This is a genomic window from Mesorhizobium sp. M1273, from assembly GCF_040318195.1.
Classification (GTDB): domain Bacteria; phylum Pseudomonadota; class Alphaproteobacteria; order Rhizobiales; family Rhizobiaceae; genus Mesorhizobium.
Genome location: NZ_JAMYLV010000009.1, coordinates 71,311 through 86,109, shown reverse-complemented (window position 1 = coordinate 86,109; position 14,799 = coordinate 71,311). Strand labels below are relative to the sequence as shown.

The 14,799-nt window shown below is 62.1% G+C and carries 15 protein-coding genes; 11 read left to right on the top strand and 4 right to left on the bottom strand.

All coding sequences use genetic code 11. The features are described 5' to 3' along the window. The first annotated feature begins 35 nt into the window (after window positions 1-35). Complete coding sequence (locus tag NKH30_RS12445) at window positions 36-680, top strand: S24 family peptidase (protein ID WP_352995600.1); 645 nt, start codon at window positions 36-38, stop codon at window positions 678-680. An 11-nt stretch (window positions 681-691) separates the two neighbouring features. Continuing rightward, entirely contained in the window at window positions 692-1,531 is an 840-nt protein-coding gene (locus NKH30_RS12440; protein ID WP_352813677.1) for a thermonuclease family protein, read from the top strand. Here the strand turns inward: NKH30_RS12440 and NKH30_RS12435 are convergent. Beyond that, window positions 1,494-3,149 (bottom strand): lysine--tRNA ligase, encoded by a 1,656-nt coding sequence (locus tag NKH30_RS12435; RefSeq protein WP_352685723.1) that lies wholly within the window; start codon window positions 3,147-3,149, stop codon window positions 1,494-1,496. The two genes, NKH30_RS12440 and NKH30_RS12435, sit on opposite strands and share 38 nt — an antisense overlap. Window positions 3,150-3,387: 238 nt before the next feature. Here NKH30_RS12435 and NKH30_RS12430 point away from each other — a divergent pair, with 238 nt between their 5' ends. Further along, window positions 3,388-3,798, top strand: a complete 411-nt coding sequence (locus NKH30_RS12430) for a tellurite resistance TerB family protein (protein ID WP_023677339.1) — start codon at window positions 3,388-3,390, stop codon at window positions 3,796-3,798. Window positions 3,799-3,812: 14 nt separating this feature from the next. Here NKH30_RS12430 and NKH30_RS12425 read toward each other — a convergent pair whose 3' ends face one another. Beyond that, window positions 3,813-4,664: an ABC transporter substrate-binding protein gene (locus NKH30_RS12425; protein ID WP_352501702.1), complete on the bottom strand. Its 852-nt coding sequence runs from the start codon at window positions 4,662-4,664 to the stop codon at window positions 3,813-3,815. 271 nt (window positions 4,665-4,935) lie between these two features. Here NKH30_RS12425 and NKH30_RS12420 point away from each other — a divergent pair, with 271 nt between their 5' ends. The 3 genes from NKH30_RS12420 to NKH30_RS12410 all read left to right on the top strand — a co-directional run bounded on the left by NKH30_RS12420 (window position 4,936) and on the right by NKH30_RS12410 (window position 7,168). Beyond that, window positions 4,936-5,667 (top strand): helix-turn-helix transcriptional regulator, encoded by a 732-nt coding sequence (locus NKH30_RS12420; protein ID WP_023677341.1) that lies wholly within the window; start codon window positions 4,936-4,938, stop codon window positions 5,665-5,667. A 97-nt stretch (window positions 5,668-5,764) separates the two neighbouring features. Continuing rightward, entirely contained in the window at window positions 5,765-6,403 is a 639-nt protein-coding gene (locus NKH30_RS12415; RefSeq protein WP_023677342.1) for an acyl-homoserine-lactone synthase, read from the top strand. 15 nt (window positions 6,404-6,418) lie between these two features. Further along, complete coding sequence (locus NKH30_RS12410; RefSeq protein WP_023677343.1) at window positions 6,419-7,168, top strand: enoyl-CoA hydratase-related protein; 750 nt, start codon at window positions 6,419-6,421, stop codon at window positions 7,166-7,168. A 24-nt stretch (window positions 7,169-7,192) separates the two neighbouring features. Here the strand turns inward: NKH30_RS12410 and ppk2 are convergent, their stop codons facing one another. Next, window positions 7,193-8,095: a polyphosphate kinase 2 gene (ppk2, locus tag NKH30_RS12405; RefSeq protein ID WP_352766989.1), complete on the bottom strand. Its 903-nt coding sequence runs from the start codon at window positions 8,093-8,095 to the stop codon at window positions 7,193-7,195. Between the two features lie 197 nt (window positions 8,096-8,292). Here ppk2 and NKH30_RS12400 point away from each other — a divergent pair, with 197 nt between their 5' ends. From NKH30_RS12400 to NKH30_RS12390, 3 genes are all read left to right on the top strand, one after another. Continuing rightward, window positions 8,293-9,555 carry an ATP-binding protein gene (locus tag NKH30_RS12400; protein WP_352813676.1) on the top strand — a complete coding sequence of 421 codons (1,263 nt, stop codon included), beginning with the start codon at window positions 8,293-8,295 and terminating at the stop codon, window positions 9,553-9,555. Window positions 9,556-9,672: 117 nt separating this feature from the next. Continuing rightward, window positions 9,673-10,398: a phosphate signaling complex protein PhoU gene (gene phoU / locus NKH30_RS12395; protein ID WP_023677346.1), complete on the top strand. Its 726-nt coding sequence runs from the start codon at window positions 9,673-9,675 to the stop codon at window positions 10,396-10,398. 116 nt (window positions 10,399-10,514) lie between these two features. After that, on the top strand, window positions 10,515-11,522 hold the full coding sequence (locus tag NKH30_RS12390; protein WP_023677347.1) for a magnesium and cobalt transport protein CorA: 1,008 nt from the start codon (window positions 10,515-10,517) through the stop codon (window positions 11,520-11,522). A gap of 166 nt (window positions 11,523-11,688) precedes the next feature. Here the strand turns inward: NKH30_RS12390 and NKH30_RS12385 are convergent, their stop codons facing one another. After that, window positions 11,689-12,213, bottom strand: a complete 525-nt coding sequence (locus NKH30_RS12385) for a GcrA family cell cycle regulator (protein ID WP_023677348.1) — start codon at window positions 12,211-12,213, stop codon at window positions 11,689-11,691. 355 nt (window positions 12,214-12,568) lie between these two features. On the opposite strand from NKH30_RS12385, the gene NKH30_RS12380 reads away from it, so the two are divergent. Both NKH30_RS12380 and argF read left to right on the top strand, forming a co-directional pair. Then, window positions 12,569-13,768, top strand: a complete 1,200-nt coding sequence (locus tag NKH30_RS12380; protein ID WP_352470110.1) for an aspartate aminotransferase family protein — start codon at window positions 12,569-12,571, stop codon at window positions 13,766-13,768. A gap of 14 nt (window positions 13,769-13,782) precedes the next feature. Continuing rightward, window positions 13,783-14,694 (top strand): ornithine carbamoyltransferase, encoded by a 912-nt coding sequence (gene argF / locus NKH30_RS12375; RefSeq protein ID WP_352470112.1) that lies wholly within the window; start codon window positions 13,783-13,785, stop codon window positions 14,692-14,694. The last annotated feature ends 105 nt before the right edge of the window (window positions 14,695-14,799 follow it).

The following is a 14,799-nucleotide window of genomic DNA, read 5'->3' as shown; positions in this document are numbered from 1 at the left end:
GAAGGTATTTTTTCCTGTTTCGAAGGAAGAGCAAGGTGCTCTCGCACGACCGCGTTTGGGCCGCCATCGACGCTCTTGCCGAGCGTTATTCGCTTTCGGCCTCTGGACTGGCCAAGCGCGCTGGCCTCGACTCGACCGCCTTCAACAAATCGAAGCGGCTGTCCTCAGATGGACGGCCGCGCTGGCCGTCGACCGAATCGCTGGCCAAGATCATTGAGGCGACCGGCGCCTCGCTGGACGAATTTGCGGGGCTGGTCGAGGGTCGGGGTAATTCCGGCGCACTACCCGTGCAGAGATCGTCGGTGCCGCTGCTCGGCTTCGCCCAGGCGGGCGCCGGTGGCTTCTTCGACGACGCCGGGTTCCCAGCGGGGCAGGGATGGGACCTTATCGAGCTTCCGGCACGGGCAACCGAAACCTCCTATGCCTTGAAGGTCCAGGGCGATTCCATGCTGCCGCTCTATCGCAATGGCGATGTCCTGATCGTCGAGCCAGGGGCTACCATACGAAAGGGTGATCGCGTCGTCGTCAAGACCAATGCCGGCGAGGTGATGGCCAAGGTGCTCGACCGCCAGACACCGAGGTCGATCGCGCTGGTCTCCCTCAATCCCGATCACCCGGACCGCGACATCCCCATGCACAATATCGAATGGGTGGCGCGGATTGTCTGGGCAAGCCAGTAGGCGCGGGGCCGGTGCGTCTGCCTCACCTTGCCTTGGCTGTTCTGGCGATCCCGGCGATGGCCACGGCAATTGTCGCCGGCGGCCGCGCCGTCCAGAGCGAAGGCGGCGGCCCCTGGGAGCAAATCCAGGTCGGCGCTGAACCTCAGCCCGCCGCGCCGGCTACGTCGGCCATCCCGAAACCAGTTCCGGCCAAGCAGGCGGCGCATTCGAGGGCAATCGATCCAGAAATCGTGGTGCCGCCGCAGCCCGGTTCCAACGAGCTTGAACGGATAGAGCCGCGCGCCCCGTTGAGCGATCTGGCATTGGCCGCACCGCCCAAGCCGCCAAAAACGAAAATGCCTGACGACTGGAAAGGCACGAAACTATTCCAGCCCGTCGCGTCGGCCGCCGGGGTCATCGAAGCAAAGGGCTATTCGATTGCGGTTTCCGGTATCGACATCGTCAAGCAGGAGGAGACTTGCACCGACGGCGGCGAGTCCTGGAATTGCGGCATTCGGGCGCGAACGGCCTTCCGCGCCTTTCTCCGCAGTCGTGCGGTGGTCTGTGCCGTGCCGCCCGAAGGCGGTCGTGATCTGATCGCCGCCGAGTGCCGGATCGGCAATCAGGATATCGGCCAATGGCTGGTCGAAAATGGCTGGGCGCGCGCCGCCAAGGGCGGCCCTTACGCAGAAGCCGGCGAGAAGGCGCGTGCAGCAAAAAAAGGCGTCTTCGGGCCGGCGCCGAGCGTTTCAGGCCTGCCGCCGCTCCCGGCTGCTGCGTCGCGATCCGCGCCTGTAGCGCCTAGCTCGATCCTGGAGGAGCAAGACGGCGTCCTCATGCCGCCAGTTGACCAGCCAGCGCCCGCTGAATGAGCTCGCGCGTTTCGGCGATGCCGTAGAGCGCGGCGAAGGAGCCGAAGCGCGGTCCGCGTTCCTGACCTATCAGCACCTGATAGATCATCTGGAAGAAGGCGACGGAGACACCGGGTCCGCCCTCCGGGCTCTGCTTGGAATGGTCCTGGTAGCGCTCGATCTTGCGCGCAACATTGAGGGCAGCGTTCTGGATTGCCTCGCTGTCGGCATCAGCCGGCAGCGCGGCGAGCGCTACCGAAAGCTTGGTCAGCGCCTCGCGCTCGACCGCGTCGGCAGCACGGTACACTTTCGCCGGCTTCACGAAATCGTCGAAATAGCGGATGGCATATTCGGCCAGCCGGTCGAGCTCGGGATGGGTTGTCGGCGTCACACCCGGCGCGTGGCGCGAAATGAAACCCCACAGCACGTCCCTGTTCTGCGCATTCGAGGCGCTGACCAGGTTGAGCAGCAGCGAGAACGGAACCGGCAGGTCGACTGCCGGGGGATTGCCGTCATGCATGTGCCAGACCGGATTGCCCAGCCGCTCCTTCCAGTCCTGCCTCTGATAGGCAGAGAGGAACGTGTAATATTCGTCTACCGCCTTCGGGATGACGTCGAAATAGAGCTTCTTCGCGGTTCGCGGGCGCTGGAACATATAAAGGCTAAGGCTCTCGGTCGGCGCGTAAGTCAGCCACTCGTCAATGGTCAGCCCATTGCCCTTCGACTTCGAGATCTTCTGGCCGTTCTCATCGAGGAACAGCTCGTAATTGAAGCCCTCCGGTGCCGGAGCATCGAGCGCGCGGCAAATCTGCCCGGCGAGCTTGACGGAATCGATCAGATCCTTGCCGGACATCTCGTAATCGACGCCGAGTGCTGCCCACCGCATCGCCCAATCTGGCTTCCATTGCAGCTTGGCATGACCGCCGGTCACCGGCGTCTCGAAGCGCTCGCCGGTGTCCGGGTCGCGCCACACGATGGTGCCGGCGTCGAGCTTGCGCTCGTCGATCGCGACTTGCATGACGATGCCGGTCTTGGGATGGATCGGCAGGAAGGGCGAATAGCTCAGCGCCCGCTCCTCGCGCAGCGACGGCAGCATAATTGCCATCACCTTATCGAAGCGCTCGAGCATCTTGAGCAGCGTCGCGTCGAAGCGGCCGGAAGTATAATAGTCGGTCGAGGAAGCGAATTCGTAATCGAAGCCGAAACGGTCGAGGAAAGTGCGCAGCCGTGCGTTATTGGCGGCGCCGAAGGACGGATACTCATTGGAGAACGGGTCCGGTATCCTGGTCAGCGGCTTGCCGAGGTAGGCGCGCAGCATGTCCTTGTTAGGCACATTGTCAGGCACCTTGCGCAATCCGTCCATGTCGTCGGAGAAGCACAGCAGCCGCGTCTTGACCTTGTCTTCAGTCAGCACGCGGAAGGCGTGGCGCACCATAGATGTGCGCGCCACCTCGCCGAACGTGCCGATGTGCGGCAGGCCGGACGGGCCGTAGCCGGTCTCGAACAGCACCGTTTCCGGGTAGCCGCTGCTCGCGTAGCGGGCGGCGATCTTTTTCGCTTCCTCGAATGGCCACGCCTTGCTTTCGGCGGCGGCGGCGAGGACTTCCGGGCTGAGATCGATCGGCTGTTGTTCGGCCATGATGCTATTCCTGCAACGTTGCCAGCATCGATGCCGGCAGCCGCATGCTCTAGACCATGATCCCGAAAAGTGGAACCCGGTTTTCGGGCAGGACCGTGATCAGGCAAGAAGCCCCCGTCCCGATAGTCAGGATGGATCAACTTCCAAGGCGTGATCGGAGCGCCAACGATCGCGGCTGTTTTTCCTTGCGGCGCCGGTCCCTCGTTCCTAACTTCGGGACCATCTCAAGGAGTTGTAAATGCCATTGTCGCCACACGAAGCCATGATCTACCTGATGGTCATCACCTCGGCGTCAGACCGCGACATGACCGACGTCGAACTGGCGCGGATCGGCGACGTCGTTCGATCCTGGCCGGTGTTTGAGGATTTCAACCAGGAGCGGCTGGTCGAGGTCGCCCAGGCCTGCCAGAAAATGCTGCATGAAAAGGATGGGCTGGAGGGCGTCCTGGCGCGCGTCGCCGAGGCGCTGCCCGAACGCCTGCGTGACACCGCCTATGCCGCCGCCTTCGAGGTCGCAGCTGTCGATCTCGAAATGCGCCTGGAGGAGGTACGCGTTCTGCAGCTCGTCCGCCGGGAACTCGACCTCGATGCGCTGACGGTCGCCGCCATTGCGCGAGCCGCCAAGGCCCGCCTTCGCACGCTGACCTGAGCCGGCGGCCAAGCTCAGAAAAAACTGACGGGAAAATAGCGCAGATAGAACTCGGCGAACGTGCCTTTCACCGAGATTTCCTGCAGCGCGTAGTCGAAAGCGGCGGCCAGTGCCGGATCGTCGGCCCTGGTGGCGATTGCCATGCCTGAGCCGAGATATTCGGGCGCCAGATAGGGGCCGCCGGCAAAGCGGCAGCAGCCCGCTGCATCCGAACCGCCGAGCCAGAAGGCGAAACGCATGCCGTCGCCGAAGGCGGCGTCGATCTTGCCGGCTTTCAGCTCGCCATAAAGCTCCTCCGGCTTTGCGAACGGGACGATTTGGACGTCGCCGAAATAATCGCGCAGCACCCGCTCGTGCGCGGAGCCGGCGATCACGCCGACACGCTTGCTGCGCAGCTTGTCGAACATTGGTTCGGTCAGCGCCTGTGTCTTCAGCATGATGAAGCGGGCCGGAAATTGCAGGTAGGAGCGTGAAAATGCGTATTTCGACCGCGACTCCGGCGTCGCGGCGATGCCGGCAATGATCGCTTCGCCCTCGCCTTTCCCGAGCGCACCTTCGAGCTCGGCCCAGGGCAGCGCCTGGATCTGGCATTTTTCGGCAACGCCGAGCTCGGCGCAGATGGCGCGCGCCAGGTCGACATGGAAGCCCGACAGCCGGCCTGCCCCATCGAGGAAATTGAACGGCGGGAAATCCGTGGTGGTCAGGAATCGCAGCCGCGGCAGCATCGAAAGGTCCGGCTTTGGCAGCCGCTCCTTGGCGTCCCAGAACACGGGCACCTGCGGCTCCGCGGCGAGCGCAGCAGCCGCAAGCGATTGCGCTCCGATCAATATCGAGATCAATGAAATGGATATGCGCCGAAACGCCACGCGACGACTCCGTTCGGTCTTGCCCCGGCTTTCGTACGAAATAACACAGGTTTTTGTACGAAAAAAACACAGGTGCGACGGTTTTTGGTTTCATCATTGCAATTTAGGGATATTGTTTAGTGAGTTTGCAAGTGACTGCGTGATGCCGGCTGAAGAGGAGCAGTAGGACGCACGGGGGAGGCAGCTTTGCAGTCCGGGGTTGATGGCGTGGTGCGGGTTGATCACTGCCATTGGCCTCAAGAGCGGAAGGCAACATGGGGTAGATGTTGCGATGGGTCATTTCGATCGTACGCTGGAGTTGATAGATCAGTTGCAGCACGCCGGCACAGCCGCCGCCGTCTGCGAGAAGCTGTTGGGGGTAACAAGCGGGTTCGGGCTGACGGCGCTGATGGCCGGGACGGTTCCGCAACCTGGCACGCCGAGAAACCAGCAAAAGGACCATGTGCTGCTCTGCGACTGGCCGGCTGAATGGCTTGAGCGCTACGTCGCGCGCAACTACGTCGATCACGACCCCGTCGTCAGCCACATGAAGCAGCTTCAAGCGCCATTCCAGTGGCGGGAAGCATCTCAGGGCATCCGCATCGGCAAGAGCGGCGGCGAGGTGATGGGCGATGCCGGGGAATTCAAGCTGCGCGACGGGTTGGCCTTCCCGCTAATCACGCTCGATGGCCAGATCGTCATGGTGTCGCTAGGCGGCGAGGCTGTCGAATTGTCGAGCGCCGAGTTCGGGTTGGTGTCGCTGGTCTCGACTTATGCGATTGGCCGCGCAATGCAGCTCCACACCATGGCGGGCAAAACCATCGATCATGTCGAATTAACGCCGCGTGAGCGCGAATGCCTGCAATGGGCTGCTGTTGGCAAGTCCGAATGGGAGATTTCACAAATTCTCGGCATTTCGGAACACACGTCAGAGAAACACCTTCTTAACGCCAAAAGCAAACTCGGTGCCGTCAACCGGGTCCAGGCCGTCGCGGAAGCGATAAGGCGCGGCTATATTAACTAGGTCGGCCGCGCCGGCCTAGAAATTCTTGCTTGCGTGATCGCGTAATTTTTTTGGGAAAGCACGGCCGTATCTTCCTATTGAAACTAGGAGACGGCAAATGCTTTTTTCCCTCACAACCCAGGAATTGATGGAACGGCCCGACCTCTGGGAGGCAGTTCATCGTTTGCGTTACAGAGTTTTCGTCGAAGAGATGGGATGGACCGATCTGCAGCGCCCTGATGGCCTCGAGATCGATCAATTCGACCACGACGAGGCAGTGCACCAGATCGTCATCCGCAATGGCGAGCTCGCCGGTTATCAGCGGATGTTGCCGACAACCCGGGCCCATCTTCTAACCGATGTGCTGGCGGACCTTTATGAGGGAACCCCACCGTCGGGCCCGAATGTCTATGAACTGACCCGCTATGCGGTTGCGCCGGGATTCCGCGACGGTCGGCGCGGCGTGTCGACGGTCGGCACCGAGCTGATCGCCGGCTTCGTCGAGTGGGGTCTGAAGCGCAACGTCAACCAGGTGATCATCGAATTCGAGCCGATGTGGGTGCTTCGCGCGCTGCAGCTGCATTTCCTGGCAACGCCGCTCGGTTACCAGCGTACCTATGGCAACCAGCAGGTGGTTGCCACACTGCTCACCTTCAACGAGCACACGCTCGACGTGGTGCGTTCGCGCCGCAACCACTTTGCGCCGGTGCTGGCCAGAGGGTATCCGGACATGCTCGGACAGAGACGCGCCTCGTGAGATTGGAGAGAGGCCATGAACGTTCACTCAAAAGCAGAATTCCGCAATCACACGCTGATCGTCACGGTATCGTCGGGTGACGGCCGCCCGGTGCTGGACAGGCGGGCCTATGAAAGCCTGGCCAGGACATTCCACGAAGCCGCTGTCGACGACGACGTCCGCGTAGTGGTCCTGCGCGGCTTGGCCGGGTGCTTCTGCCTCGGTGCCGATTTCTCCGAATTTCTCGACGCCACCAAACATCGGCGACTGATCGCCGCCGTCACCGATATGTTCCGCACGCTGGCGACGTTTCCGAAACCGGTCCTTGCCTGTGTCGACGGCGACGCCGTCGGCGTCGGTTGCACCATCCTGTTCCACTGCGACATGGTGATCGCCTCGAGCAAGAGCACGTTTCGGGTGCCGTTCGTCGATTTCGGCCTGGTGCCGGACGCGGCGACCAGCATTCTGGCGCCGCAGAAGCTCGGCTATGCCGGGGCGTTCCGCTTCTTCTGCCTGGGCGACACGCTCGCCGCCGAAGATGCCAGGGCACTGGGCCTTGTCGGCGAGATTGTGACGGACGGCAGCGTCGAGGAAGCCACGTTGGCAAGAGCCAGGCAACTCGCCAAGAAGCCTGTCGCGGCGCTGCTACAGACGCGCGACCTGCTTAGGGGCGACACCGGCGCGCTCTGCGACCGTATCGATCAGGAGATCTCGCTTTTCCAGCAGGCGCTGCAGGACGACACCACGCTGAAGCGACTGCAGCGGATTGCCCGGCTGGCGGCATGAGAGCCGCGTATCGATGAGGTGAGCTTATTTTTCGAGGAAAGTCGGCCCTTCGCCGATGATCTTCTTGTCCTCCTTGCCGATGACGTCGAGGTCGCGGCCGTCATAGGGAAGCGAAAGGAGAATGCGCTGCATGACGGCCAGCCGCGCGCGCCGTTTGTCGTTCGCCCGCACAATGATCCAGGGCGCGAACTCCTTGTGCGTGCGCTCGACCATCAGGTCGCGCGCTTTGGTGTATTCGTCCCATTTGCTGATGCCGGCGATGTCGATTGGCGAAAACTTCCAGCTCTTCAGCGGGCTCCAGCGGCGGTCGTGGAATCGCTCGAGCTGCGTTTCCCGGCCGATGTTCAGCCAGAATTTGAAGAAATGTATGCCCTCGTTGCGAATCATCCGCTCGAAATGCGGAACCTCGTCCAGAAATTGCTCGTGCTGCTCGGGCGTGCAGAATCCCATCACCGGTTCAACGCCGGCGCGGTTATACCAGGAGCGGTCGAAGGTGACGAATTCGCCCGACGTCGGGAAGTGGTCGACGTAGCGCTGGAAGTACCATTGTCCAAGCTCGGTGGGCGTTGGCTTGGTCAGCGCCACGTTGCGCGCCGTGCGAGGATTCAGATACTGGCGCAAAACGAAGATCGTGCCGCCCTTGCCGGCAGCGTCGCGCCCCTCGAACAGCGACATTACCCGCCTGCCTGTCGACTGCAGCCACGCCTGCGCCTTGACCAGCTCGATCTGCAGCTTCTCTAGCCTCTCGTCATACTCCTCGCTCTTCATCTTCTTGTCGTAAGGGTAACCGCCGGCAGTGAGCTTGCGGTCCTCGACCCAGTCGGGAAGCGCGGGGGCCTCGATGTCGAACGCCCTCTCCTTGCCGTCGATCATGATCTTCAGCGGCCCCGATGAGGGTGCGGCGGGGCTTTCGTTGGCGTTTTTCATCGAGGCGAACCTTTCCAGCTTCCGGACTCGTGCTATTGGGAGCCTTACTGCATCGGCCCGAAAATCGGAATCGATTTTCGGAAAGAACGATGCAGCAGATAAAGAGGTAGAGCGTCCTTTGTGCGCCCAATTGGACGCACTGCGCTCTAGCGCCGGTCCAGCAAGAAGTTCTTGAAGTGGCCGCAGACGGAGCGCAAATGGCCGACATCGGCACAGAGCGGAGAGGCAGGGCGCAAACCGTCGCCATGCGGCTGTGGAACAGCCGCTGGCTGCTGGCGGCCGGTCTCGTTGCGGTTCTGATGGTCTATGGTTTTGCCGGCATGTCTGGCTATGTGGTGCTGCTGGCTGGCGCCGTGCTGGTTGCCGCTGCGATGCTGCCGGCCGGCATCGCCCGCCAATCGACCGAAAATGCCGCGGCCATCGAGTCGGGCGTGCAACAACTTTCCGGCGAATATCTCGCGGCGGCGGTTGCCGATCCGCTGATCATTTTCGATCGCTCCGCCGCCATCGTCCACGCCAACGCCGCTGCCTTTGCCGCCTTCGGTGGGATTGCCCCCGGCATGTCGCTGTCGCTGAAATTCCGCGCGCCGGAAATGCAGGCCTTGCTGGATAGCATCTTGGCGGGCAACGTCGCTTCGGACAGCGTCGACTACATAGAAAAGCTGCCGGTCGAACGAGCCTATCGGGTGAGCGCGTCTTCAGTCGGCCATGCCACGGATCTCTACGTGCTGGTGTTCAAGGACCAGAGTGAGGCGCGCCGGATCGACAGAATGCGTGCCGACTTCATTGCCAATGCCAGCCACGAGCTGCGCACGCCTCTCGCCTCGATCGCCGGCTTCATCGAGACGCTGCGCGGGCCGGCCCGCAACGACCCCGCGGCGCGCGAGCAGTTCCTGCAGATCATGCAGAACCAGACCAGCCGCATGGCGCGCCTCATCGACGACCTTCTGTCGCTGTCGCGCCTGGAGATGAAGCCCTATCTCAAGCCGGGAACCGAGGTCGATCTGCGCCAGGCCATCGACAGCGTCATCGATTCGCTTGGGCCGCTCGCAAAGGAAAACGGCGTCGTCATCGAGCGTGATTTCGCGGAAGGGCCGCTCGACGTGGCCGGCGATCGGGACGAGCTTTTCCAGGTCTTCGAAAACCTGCTGGAAAACGCCTGCAAATATGGTCAGTCGGGCGGACGTGTCGTGGTGTCGATCATACGCAGCGACAGCGATCCCGAACCGGGCATCGACGTCACCATCAGGGATTTCGGCCCCGGCATCCCCGAAGAGCACATCCCGCGCATCACCGAGCGCTTCTACCGTGTCGACGTCGAGAACAGCCGAACCCAGAAGGGCACCGGCCTTGGCCTGTCCATCGTCAAGCATATCCTGACCCGCCACAACGCCAGACTCTCCATCAGGTCGGAGGTCGGCAAGGGTGCGGCGTTCACGGTCCATTTGCCGGCTCGCTAGCGTAGTACTATCTCTAGCACATAATGGGCCGTTTCTTTTTTCTGTCATCCGGCTAGCGTATCAGCGGGGATTCGAGGGAACGACTCAACCACGAGATCCCGGGAAGGCATTTCGTCCATGCAGTCCGTGCATATCGTCAGCGCCTATGACGAGGAGCTGAAATATCTGTCGAAGCGCATCGCGGCGATGGGCGGGCATGCCGAGCGCATGGTCGAGCAGGCCGTCGCGGCGCTGGTCAATGCTGATCCGGGGCTTGCCCAGAAAGTCATTCGGGACGACCTGGTTCTGGATGAGGGACAGCGCGAGATCGACGACAAGGCGATCATCATCATCGCCAAACGCCAGCCGATGGCGACGGATCTGCGCGAAATCGTCGGCGCGATCCGCATCTCGGCTGACCTCGAACGGGTAGGCGACCTCGGCAAGAACGTCGCCAAGCGGGTGGTTGCCGTCGCAGACGGGCGCCAGCCGAACAGTCTGTTCCGCGGCCTCGAGGCTTTGGCCAATCTGGCACTGACCCAGCTCAAGGAAGTACTCGACGTCTATGCGTCGCGGTCGGTGGAGAAAATCGGTTTCGTGCGCGACCGCGACGACCAGATCGACGCCATGTACACCTCTCTGTTTCGCGAATTGCTGACCTACATGATGGAAGACCCACGCAACATCACCCCCTGCACACATCTCCTGTTTTGCGCCAAGAACATCGAGCGCATCGGCGACCACGCCACCAACATCGCCGAGACGATCTACTATATCGTCACCGGCGATCAGATGCCGGCCGATCGTCCGAAGGGCGATAAGACGGACAAGATTATTCTTCCCGCAACCCAACCAGCGAAGTGAGTTCTCTCAGCACTGATGCGAATTTCGGATTCGCCACCCGACAGAAAATTGCGCTAAGCTTTCGACGCGCCGACTTCTCAGTTCCGCGATGAAGGCCCCGCCTTCAGGAGGCTGCGATGGAATATGTCCGCGAGTTTGCTCCTGCGCCGCCGATGTCCGGTATAATCGCTTGCGGCGTCTATACGGCTGGGCGGCGCATCGCCGACATTCCGATCGAGGAAGCCGGCGAATGGGCCGGGAAGCCGGGCCACGTGGTCTGGATCGGACTGCTGGAGCCCGACCGCAATTTGTTGCTGCGCGTCCAGGCGCAATTCCATCTGCATGAGCTGGCGATCGAGGACGCCGAGCATCCGCACCAGCGACCGAAGATCGAGCAATATGGTGATGCCCTGTTCATCGTTGCCCGCACGGCGCAGCTGATCGACAGCCGCGTCACCTTCGGCGAGACGCATCTGTTCGTCGGCGCGGGCTACATCGTCAGCGTCAGGCATGGCCCGTCGACCTCCTACGCCGCCGTTCGCCAGCATTGGGAAAGCTGCCCGCATTCCCTTGCCAAGGGCGAGGATTTCGTCCTCTACGCCATTCTCGATTTCATCGTCGACAACTATATGCCGGTGCTTGAGCAGATCGAAAACGAGGTCGAGGCGATCGAGGACAAGGTTCTGCTGAAACCGATGACCGGCTCCGATATCGAACGGCTTTACATGCTGCGCCGCGATCTCTTGCGCCTGCGTAATGCGGCCCTGCCGCTGGTGGAGGTCTGCCGGCGGCTCACCAGCGCCGATCTGCCGCAAATCCACACAGCCATGCACCCGCTGTTTCGCGACGTCACCGACCACATCCGCACTGTCCAGGAAAAGATCGACAGCCTGCGTGAGGTTCTCGCCTTCGCCTTCGAGGCGAGCCTTCTGGTCGGTCAAAGCCAGGAGACGGCGATCTCCAAGAAGCTTGCCTCATGGGCCGCAATCTTGGCCGTGCCGACGGCATTCGCCGGCATTTACGGCATGAATTTCAGCGACATGCCGGAACTGAGGATGGAATATGGCTACCCGGCCGTCCTGGCGGCAATTGCCCTGATCTGCACGTTTCTTTACTGGCGGTTTCGCAAGAATGGGTGGCTTTGAAGCGAGGGCAGTAGGGCAGTAGGGCAGTAGGGCAGTAGGGCAGTAGGGCAGTAGGGCAGTAGGGCAGTAGGGCAGTAGGGCAGTAGGGCAGTAGGCTATCGCTTCGGGAGCGCGCTTCTCTACAATTCACCTACTGCCGTACTGCCTTACTCCCCTATTCCCCTAACTATCTGCTCCGCCGCCGCTCCGATGCCGGCTGGAACGCCACGCGGGCGTGGTACTTGCAGTAGGGGCCGGTTTCGGCGGCGTCGTTGCCGCAGAAATGGAAGTCTTCCGAAAGCGGATCGCCGTTCGGCCATTTGCAAGTGCGCTCGTTGAGTTCGACAAGTTGCAGATGCCGCGAGATCGGCACGACGACGTTCTCGACCGGGCGGATATAGTGGCGCGCCACCGGTTCGGCATCGAACTGCGCCTTGAGCGCGGTCGCACCGATCGACATCGAGGTGGTGGCATGGCGCGTGGCGCTTGCTGCCCGGGACACCGATTTCTGGATCGTCGATCCCTGCACCGTCTTCTTCTGGCGTGCCGGTGAGGCGGTCGTGCGTCCGCGACCGGACAGTTTCAGCCGGTGCACTTTGCCGATGACCGCATTGCGGCTGACCCCGCCAAGCTGTGCGGCGATCTGGCTGGCGCTGAGGCCCTCCGACCACAATTTTCTGAGAAGTTCGACTCGCTCGTCAGTCCAGTTCATGAGACCGCGCTCCTGCTGAAACGTGCGGCAATCGGAATCCATTCCCGACCCGGCTTCTGCCGGGCAGACACCACATATATCGGGTGATTAGGTCCGCCGCACGAAATCTAGTTATTTCTCTGCTACAATTACCTTATGCGCTGACTCGGTGACAAGAGTCCCAAGGCCAACACGAATCGGTTTTTTCGGTTTTCCCCAACTTGCCCGGTCGCTTAGGAGCCGGCGTTATGCTGGGGGGCTTGCCGCGCGACCTTGCGCGACCTTTTCGTTGACTTCACGGCCGAAAAACACGATAAGCCACAAGGGCCGCCGCTTTGGCGGCTTTTTGATTTTTCCGGTTCCGGAGACGCATATAATGAGCGGTTCGGCGCTTTTCGAGACCTTTGTTCGCGCACCCCTGGCTTTCGACCACGGTGAAGGCACCTGGCTGGTCACCGACAAGGGCGAGCGATATCTCGATTTCGCCGGCGGCATCGCCGTGAATTCGTTGGGCTACAGCCATCCGCATCTGGTCGCGGCCCTCACCGAGCAGGCCGCCAAGCTCTGGCACGTCTCTAATCTGTACGAGATTCCGGGACAGAGCCGGCTCGGCGAGCGGCTGGCCGACGCAAGCTTTGCCGACAAGGTGTTCTTCACCAATTCCGGCGCAGAGGCGCTCGAATGCGCCATCAAGACGGCGCGGCGCTACCACTTCGTCAAGGGCCATCCCGAGCGCTACCGCACAATCACCTTCGAAGGCGCCTTCCACGGCCGCACCCTGGCGACCATCGCCGCCGGCGGCCAGTACAAGTATCTGGAAGGTTTCGGCCCCAAGGTCGACGGCTTCGACCAGGTCGGTTTCGACGATGTGGATGCCACCGAGAAGGCGATCACGCCTGAAACCGCGGCGATCCTGATCGAGCCGGTGCAAGGCGAGGGCGGCATCAGGCAAGTGCCGACGCAATCGCTGAAGCGGCTCAGGCAGCTCTGCGATCAGCACGGACTGCTCCTGATTTTCGACGAGGTCCAATGCGGCGTCGGCCGCACCGGAAAGCTGTTCGCGCATGAGTGGGCGGGTGTCACCCCCGACCTCATGGCGGTGGCCAAAGGCATCGGCGGCGGCTTCCCGATGGGTGCCTGCCTCGCCACCGACGAGGCAGCGGTCGGCATGACCGCCGGCGTGCACGGCACCACCTTCGGCGGCAATCCGCTGGCAATGGCGGTCGGCAACGCCGTGCTCGACGTGGTACTGGAAGACGGCTTTCTCGAAGACGTCCAGCGCAAGGCACTGCTGTTGAAGCAGGGGCTCGCTGGCGTCGCCGACGAATTTCCGGATGTTATCGAAAGCATCAGGGGCACCGGCCTGATGCTCGGGCTTAAATGCGCGATGCCCAACACCAAGGTCACGGTGGCACTGCGTGACCAGCATCTCTTGACGGTTCCGGCCGGCGACAACGTTATCCGCCTGCTGCCGCCTCTCACCGTCACCGACGCCGAGATCCACGAAGCGCTCGAGCGCATTCGTGCCGGCGCCAAGAGCCTGGCAGATGCCATCGTCGCTGCCGCTGCGAAGTAATCCTGGAATTCCTGATGTCCCTTCGCCATTTCACCGATCTTTCCGCCGTTTCCGAAGGCGATCTGCGCTTCATGCTCGACGACGCAGCGGTGCGAAAGGCAAGGCTCAAGGCCGGCGAACGCAGCAAGCCGCTCGAAGGCAAGGTGCTGGCGATGATCTTCGACAAGCCGTCGACGCGCACGCGCGTGTCGTTCGACGTCGGTATGCGGCAGTTGGGTGGCGAGACGATCATGCTGACCGGCACCGAGATGCAGCTTGGCCGCTCGGAGACCATTGCCGACACGGCCAAGGTGCTGTCGCGCTACGTCGATGCCATCATGATCCGCACCACCTCGCATGACCGGCTGCTGGAACTGATGGAAAACGCTACGGTCCCCGTCATTAACGGGCTGACCGACGAGACCCATCCCTGCCAGCTGATGGCCGACATCATGACCTTCGAAGAGCACCGCGGTCCGGTGGCCGGTAAAACGATCGCCTGGACCGGCGACGGCAACAACGTGCTGCATTCGCTGCTGGAGGCATCCGCGCGGTTCCATTTCAAGCTGAATGTCGCCGTGCCCGAGGGCAGCGAACCGGCCCAGAAGCATGTCGACTGGTCGAAAGCCAATGGCGGCAAGCTGAAATTCACCCGTTCGCCCGAGGAGGCCGTTCACGAGGCCGACTGCATCGTCACCGACTGCTGGGTGTCGATGGGCCAGGAGCACCGTGCCCGCGGCCACAATGTCTTCCTGCCCTATCAGGTCAATGCGGCACTGATGGCGAAAGCCAAGCCGGATGCGCTGTTCATGCACTGTCTGCCGGCGCATCGCGGTGAGGAGGTTACCGACGAGGTCATCGACGGACCGCATTCGGTGGTGTTCGACGAGGCCGAGAACCGGCTCCATGCCCAGAAGGCGGTCCTGGCCTGGTGCCTGGGCGCTTGATACGAGCCGCGGTGATCCGGGCCGGCCTGATCTGCGCCGCCTTGATCTGGGCCGCCTTGATCCGGGAGTTGGTGGTGCCTATCTCAGGCGCATCACGCAAATCGA

What these genes read in the sequence shown, in the direction of transcription:
- NKH30_RS12435 (WP_352685723.1), bottom strand. Translation starts at nt 3,149, where the DNA reads ATGGCCGAACAACAGCCGATCGATCTCAGCCCGGAAGTCCTCGCCGCC.
- NKH30_RS12430 (WP_023677339.1), top strand. Translation starts at nt 3,388, where the DNA reads ATGCCATTGTCGCCACACGAAGCCATGATCTACCTGATGGTCATCACC.
- NKH30_RS12420 (WP_023677341.1), top strand. Translation starts at nt 4,936, where the DNA reads ATGGGTCATTTCGATCGTACGCTGGAGTTGATAGATCAGTTGCAGCAC.
- NKH30_RS12415 (WP_023677342.1), top strand. Translation starts at nt 5,765, where the DNA reads ATGCTTTTTTCCCTCACAACCCAGGAATTGATGGAACGGCCCGACCTC.
- NKH30_RS12410 (WP_023677343.1), top strand. Translation starts at nt 6,419, where the DNA reads ATGAACGTTCACTCAAAAGCAGAATTCCGCAATCACACGCTGATCGTC.
- ppk2 (WP_352766989.1), bottom strand. Translation starts at nt 8,095, where the DNA reads ATGAAAAACGCCAACGAAAGCCCCGCCGCACCCTCATCGGGGCCGCTG.
- NKH30_RS12400 (WP_352813676.1), top strand. Translation starts at nt 8,293, where the DNA reads ATGGCCGACATCGGCACAGAGCGGAGAGGCAGGGCGCAAACCGTCGCC.
- phoU (WP_023677346.1), top strand. Translation starts at nt 9,673, where the DNA reads ATGCAGTCCGTGCATATCGTCAGCGCCTATGACGAGGAGCTGAAATAT.
- NKH30_RS12390 (WP_023677347.1), top strand. Translation starts at nt 10,515, where the DNA reads ATGGAATATGTCCGCGAGTTTGCTCCTGCGCCGCCGATGTCCGGTATA.
- NKH30_RS12385 (WP_023677348.1), bottom strand. Translation starts at nt 12,213, where the DNA reads ATGAACTGGACTGACGAGCGAGTCGAACTTCTCAGAAAATTGTGGTCG.
- NKH30_RS12380 (WP_352470110.1), top strand. Translation starts at nt 12,569, where the DNA reads ATGAGCGGTTCGGCGCTTTTCGAGACCTTTGTTCGCGCACCCCTGGCT.
- argF (WP_352470112.1), top strand. Translation starts at nt 13,783, where the DNA reads ATGTCCCTTCGCCATTTCACCGATCTTTCCGCCGTTTCCGAAGGCGAT.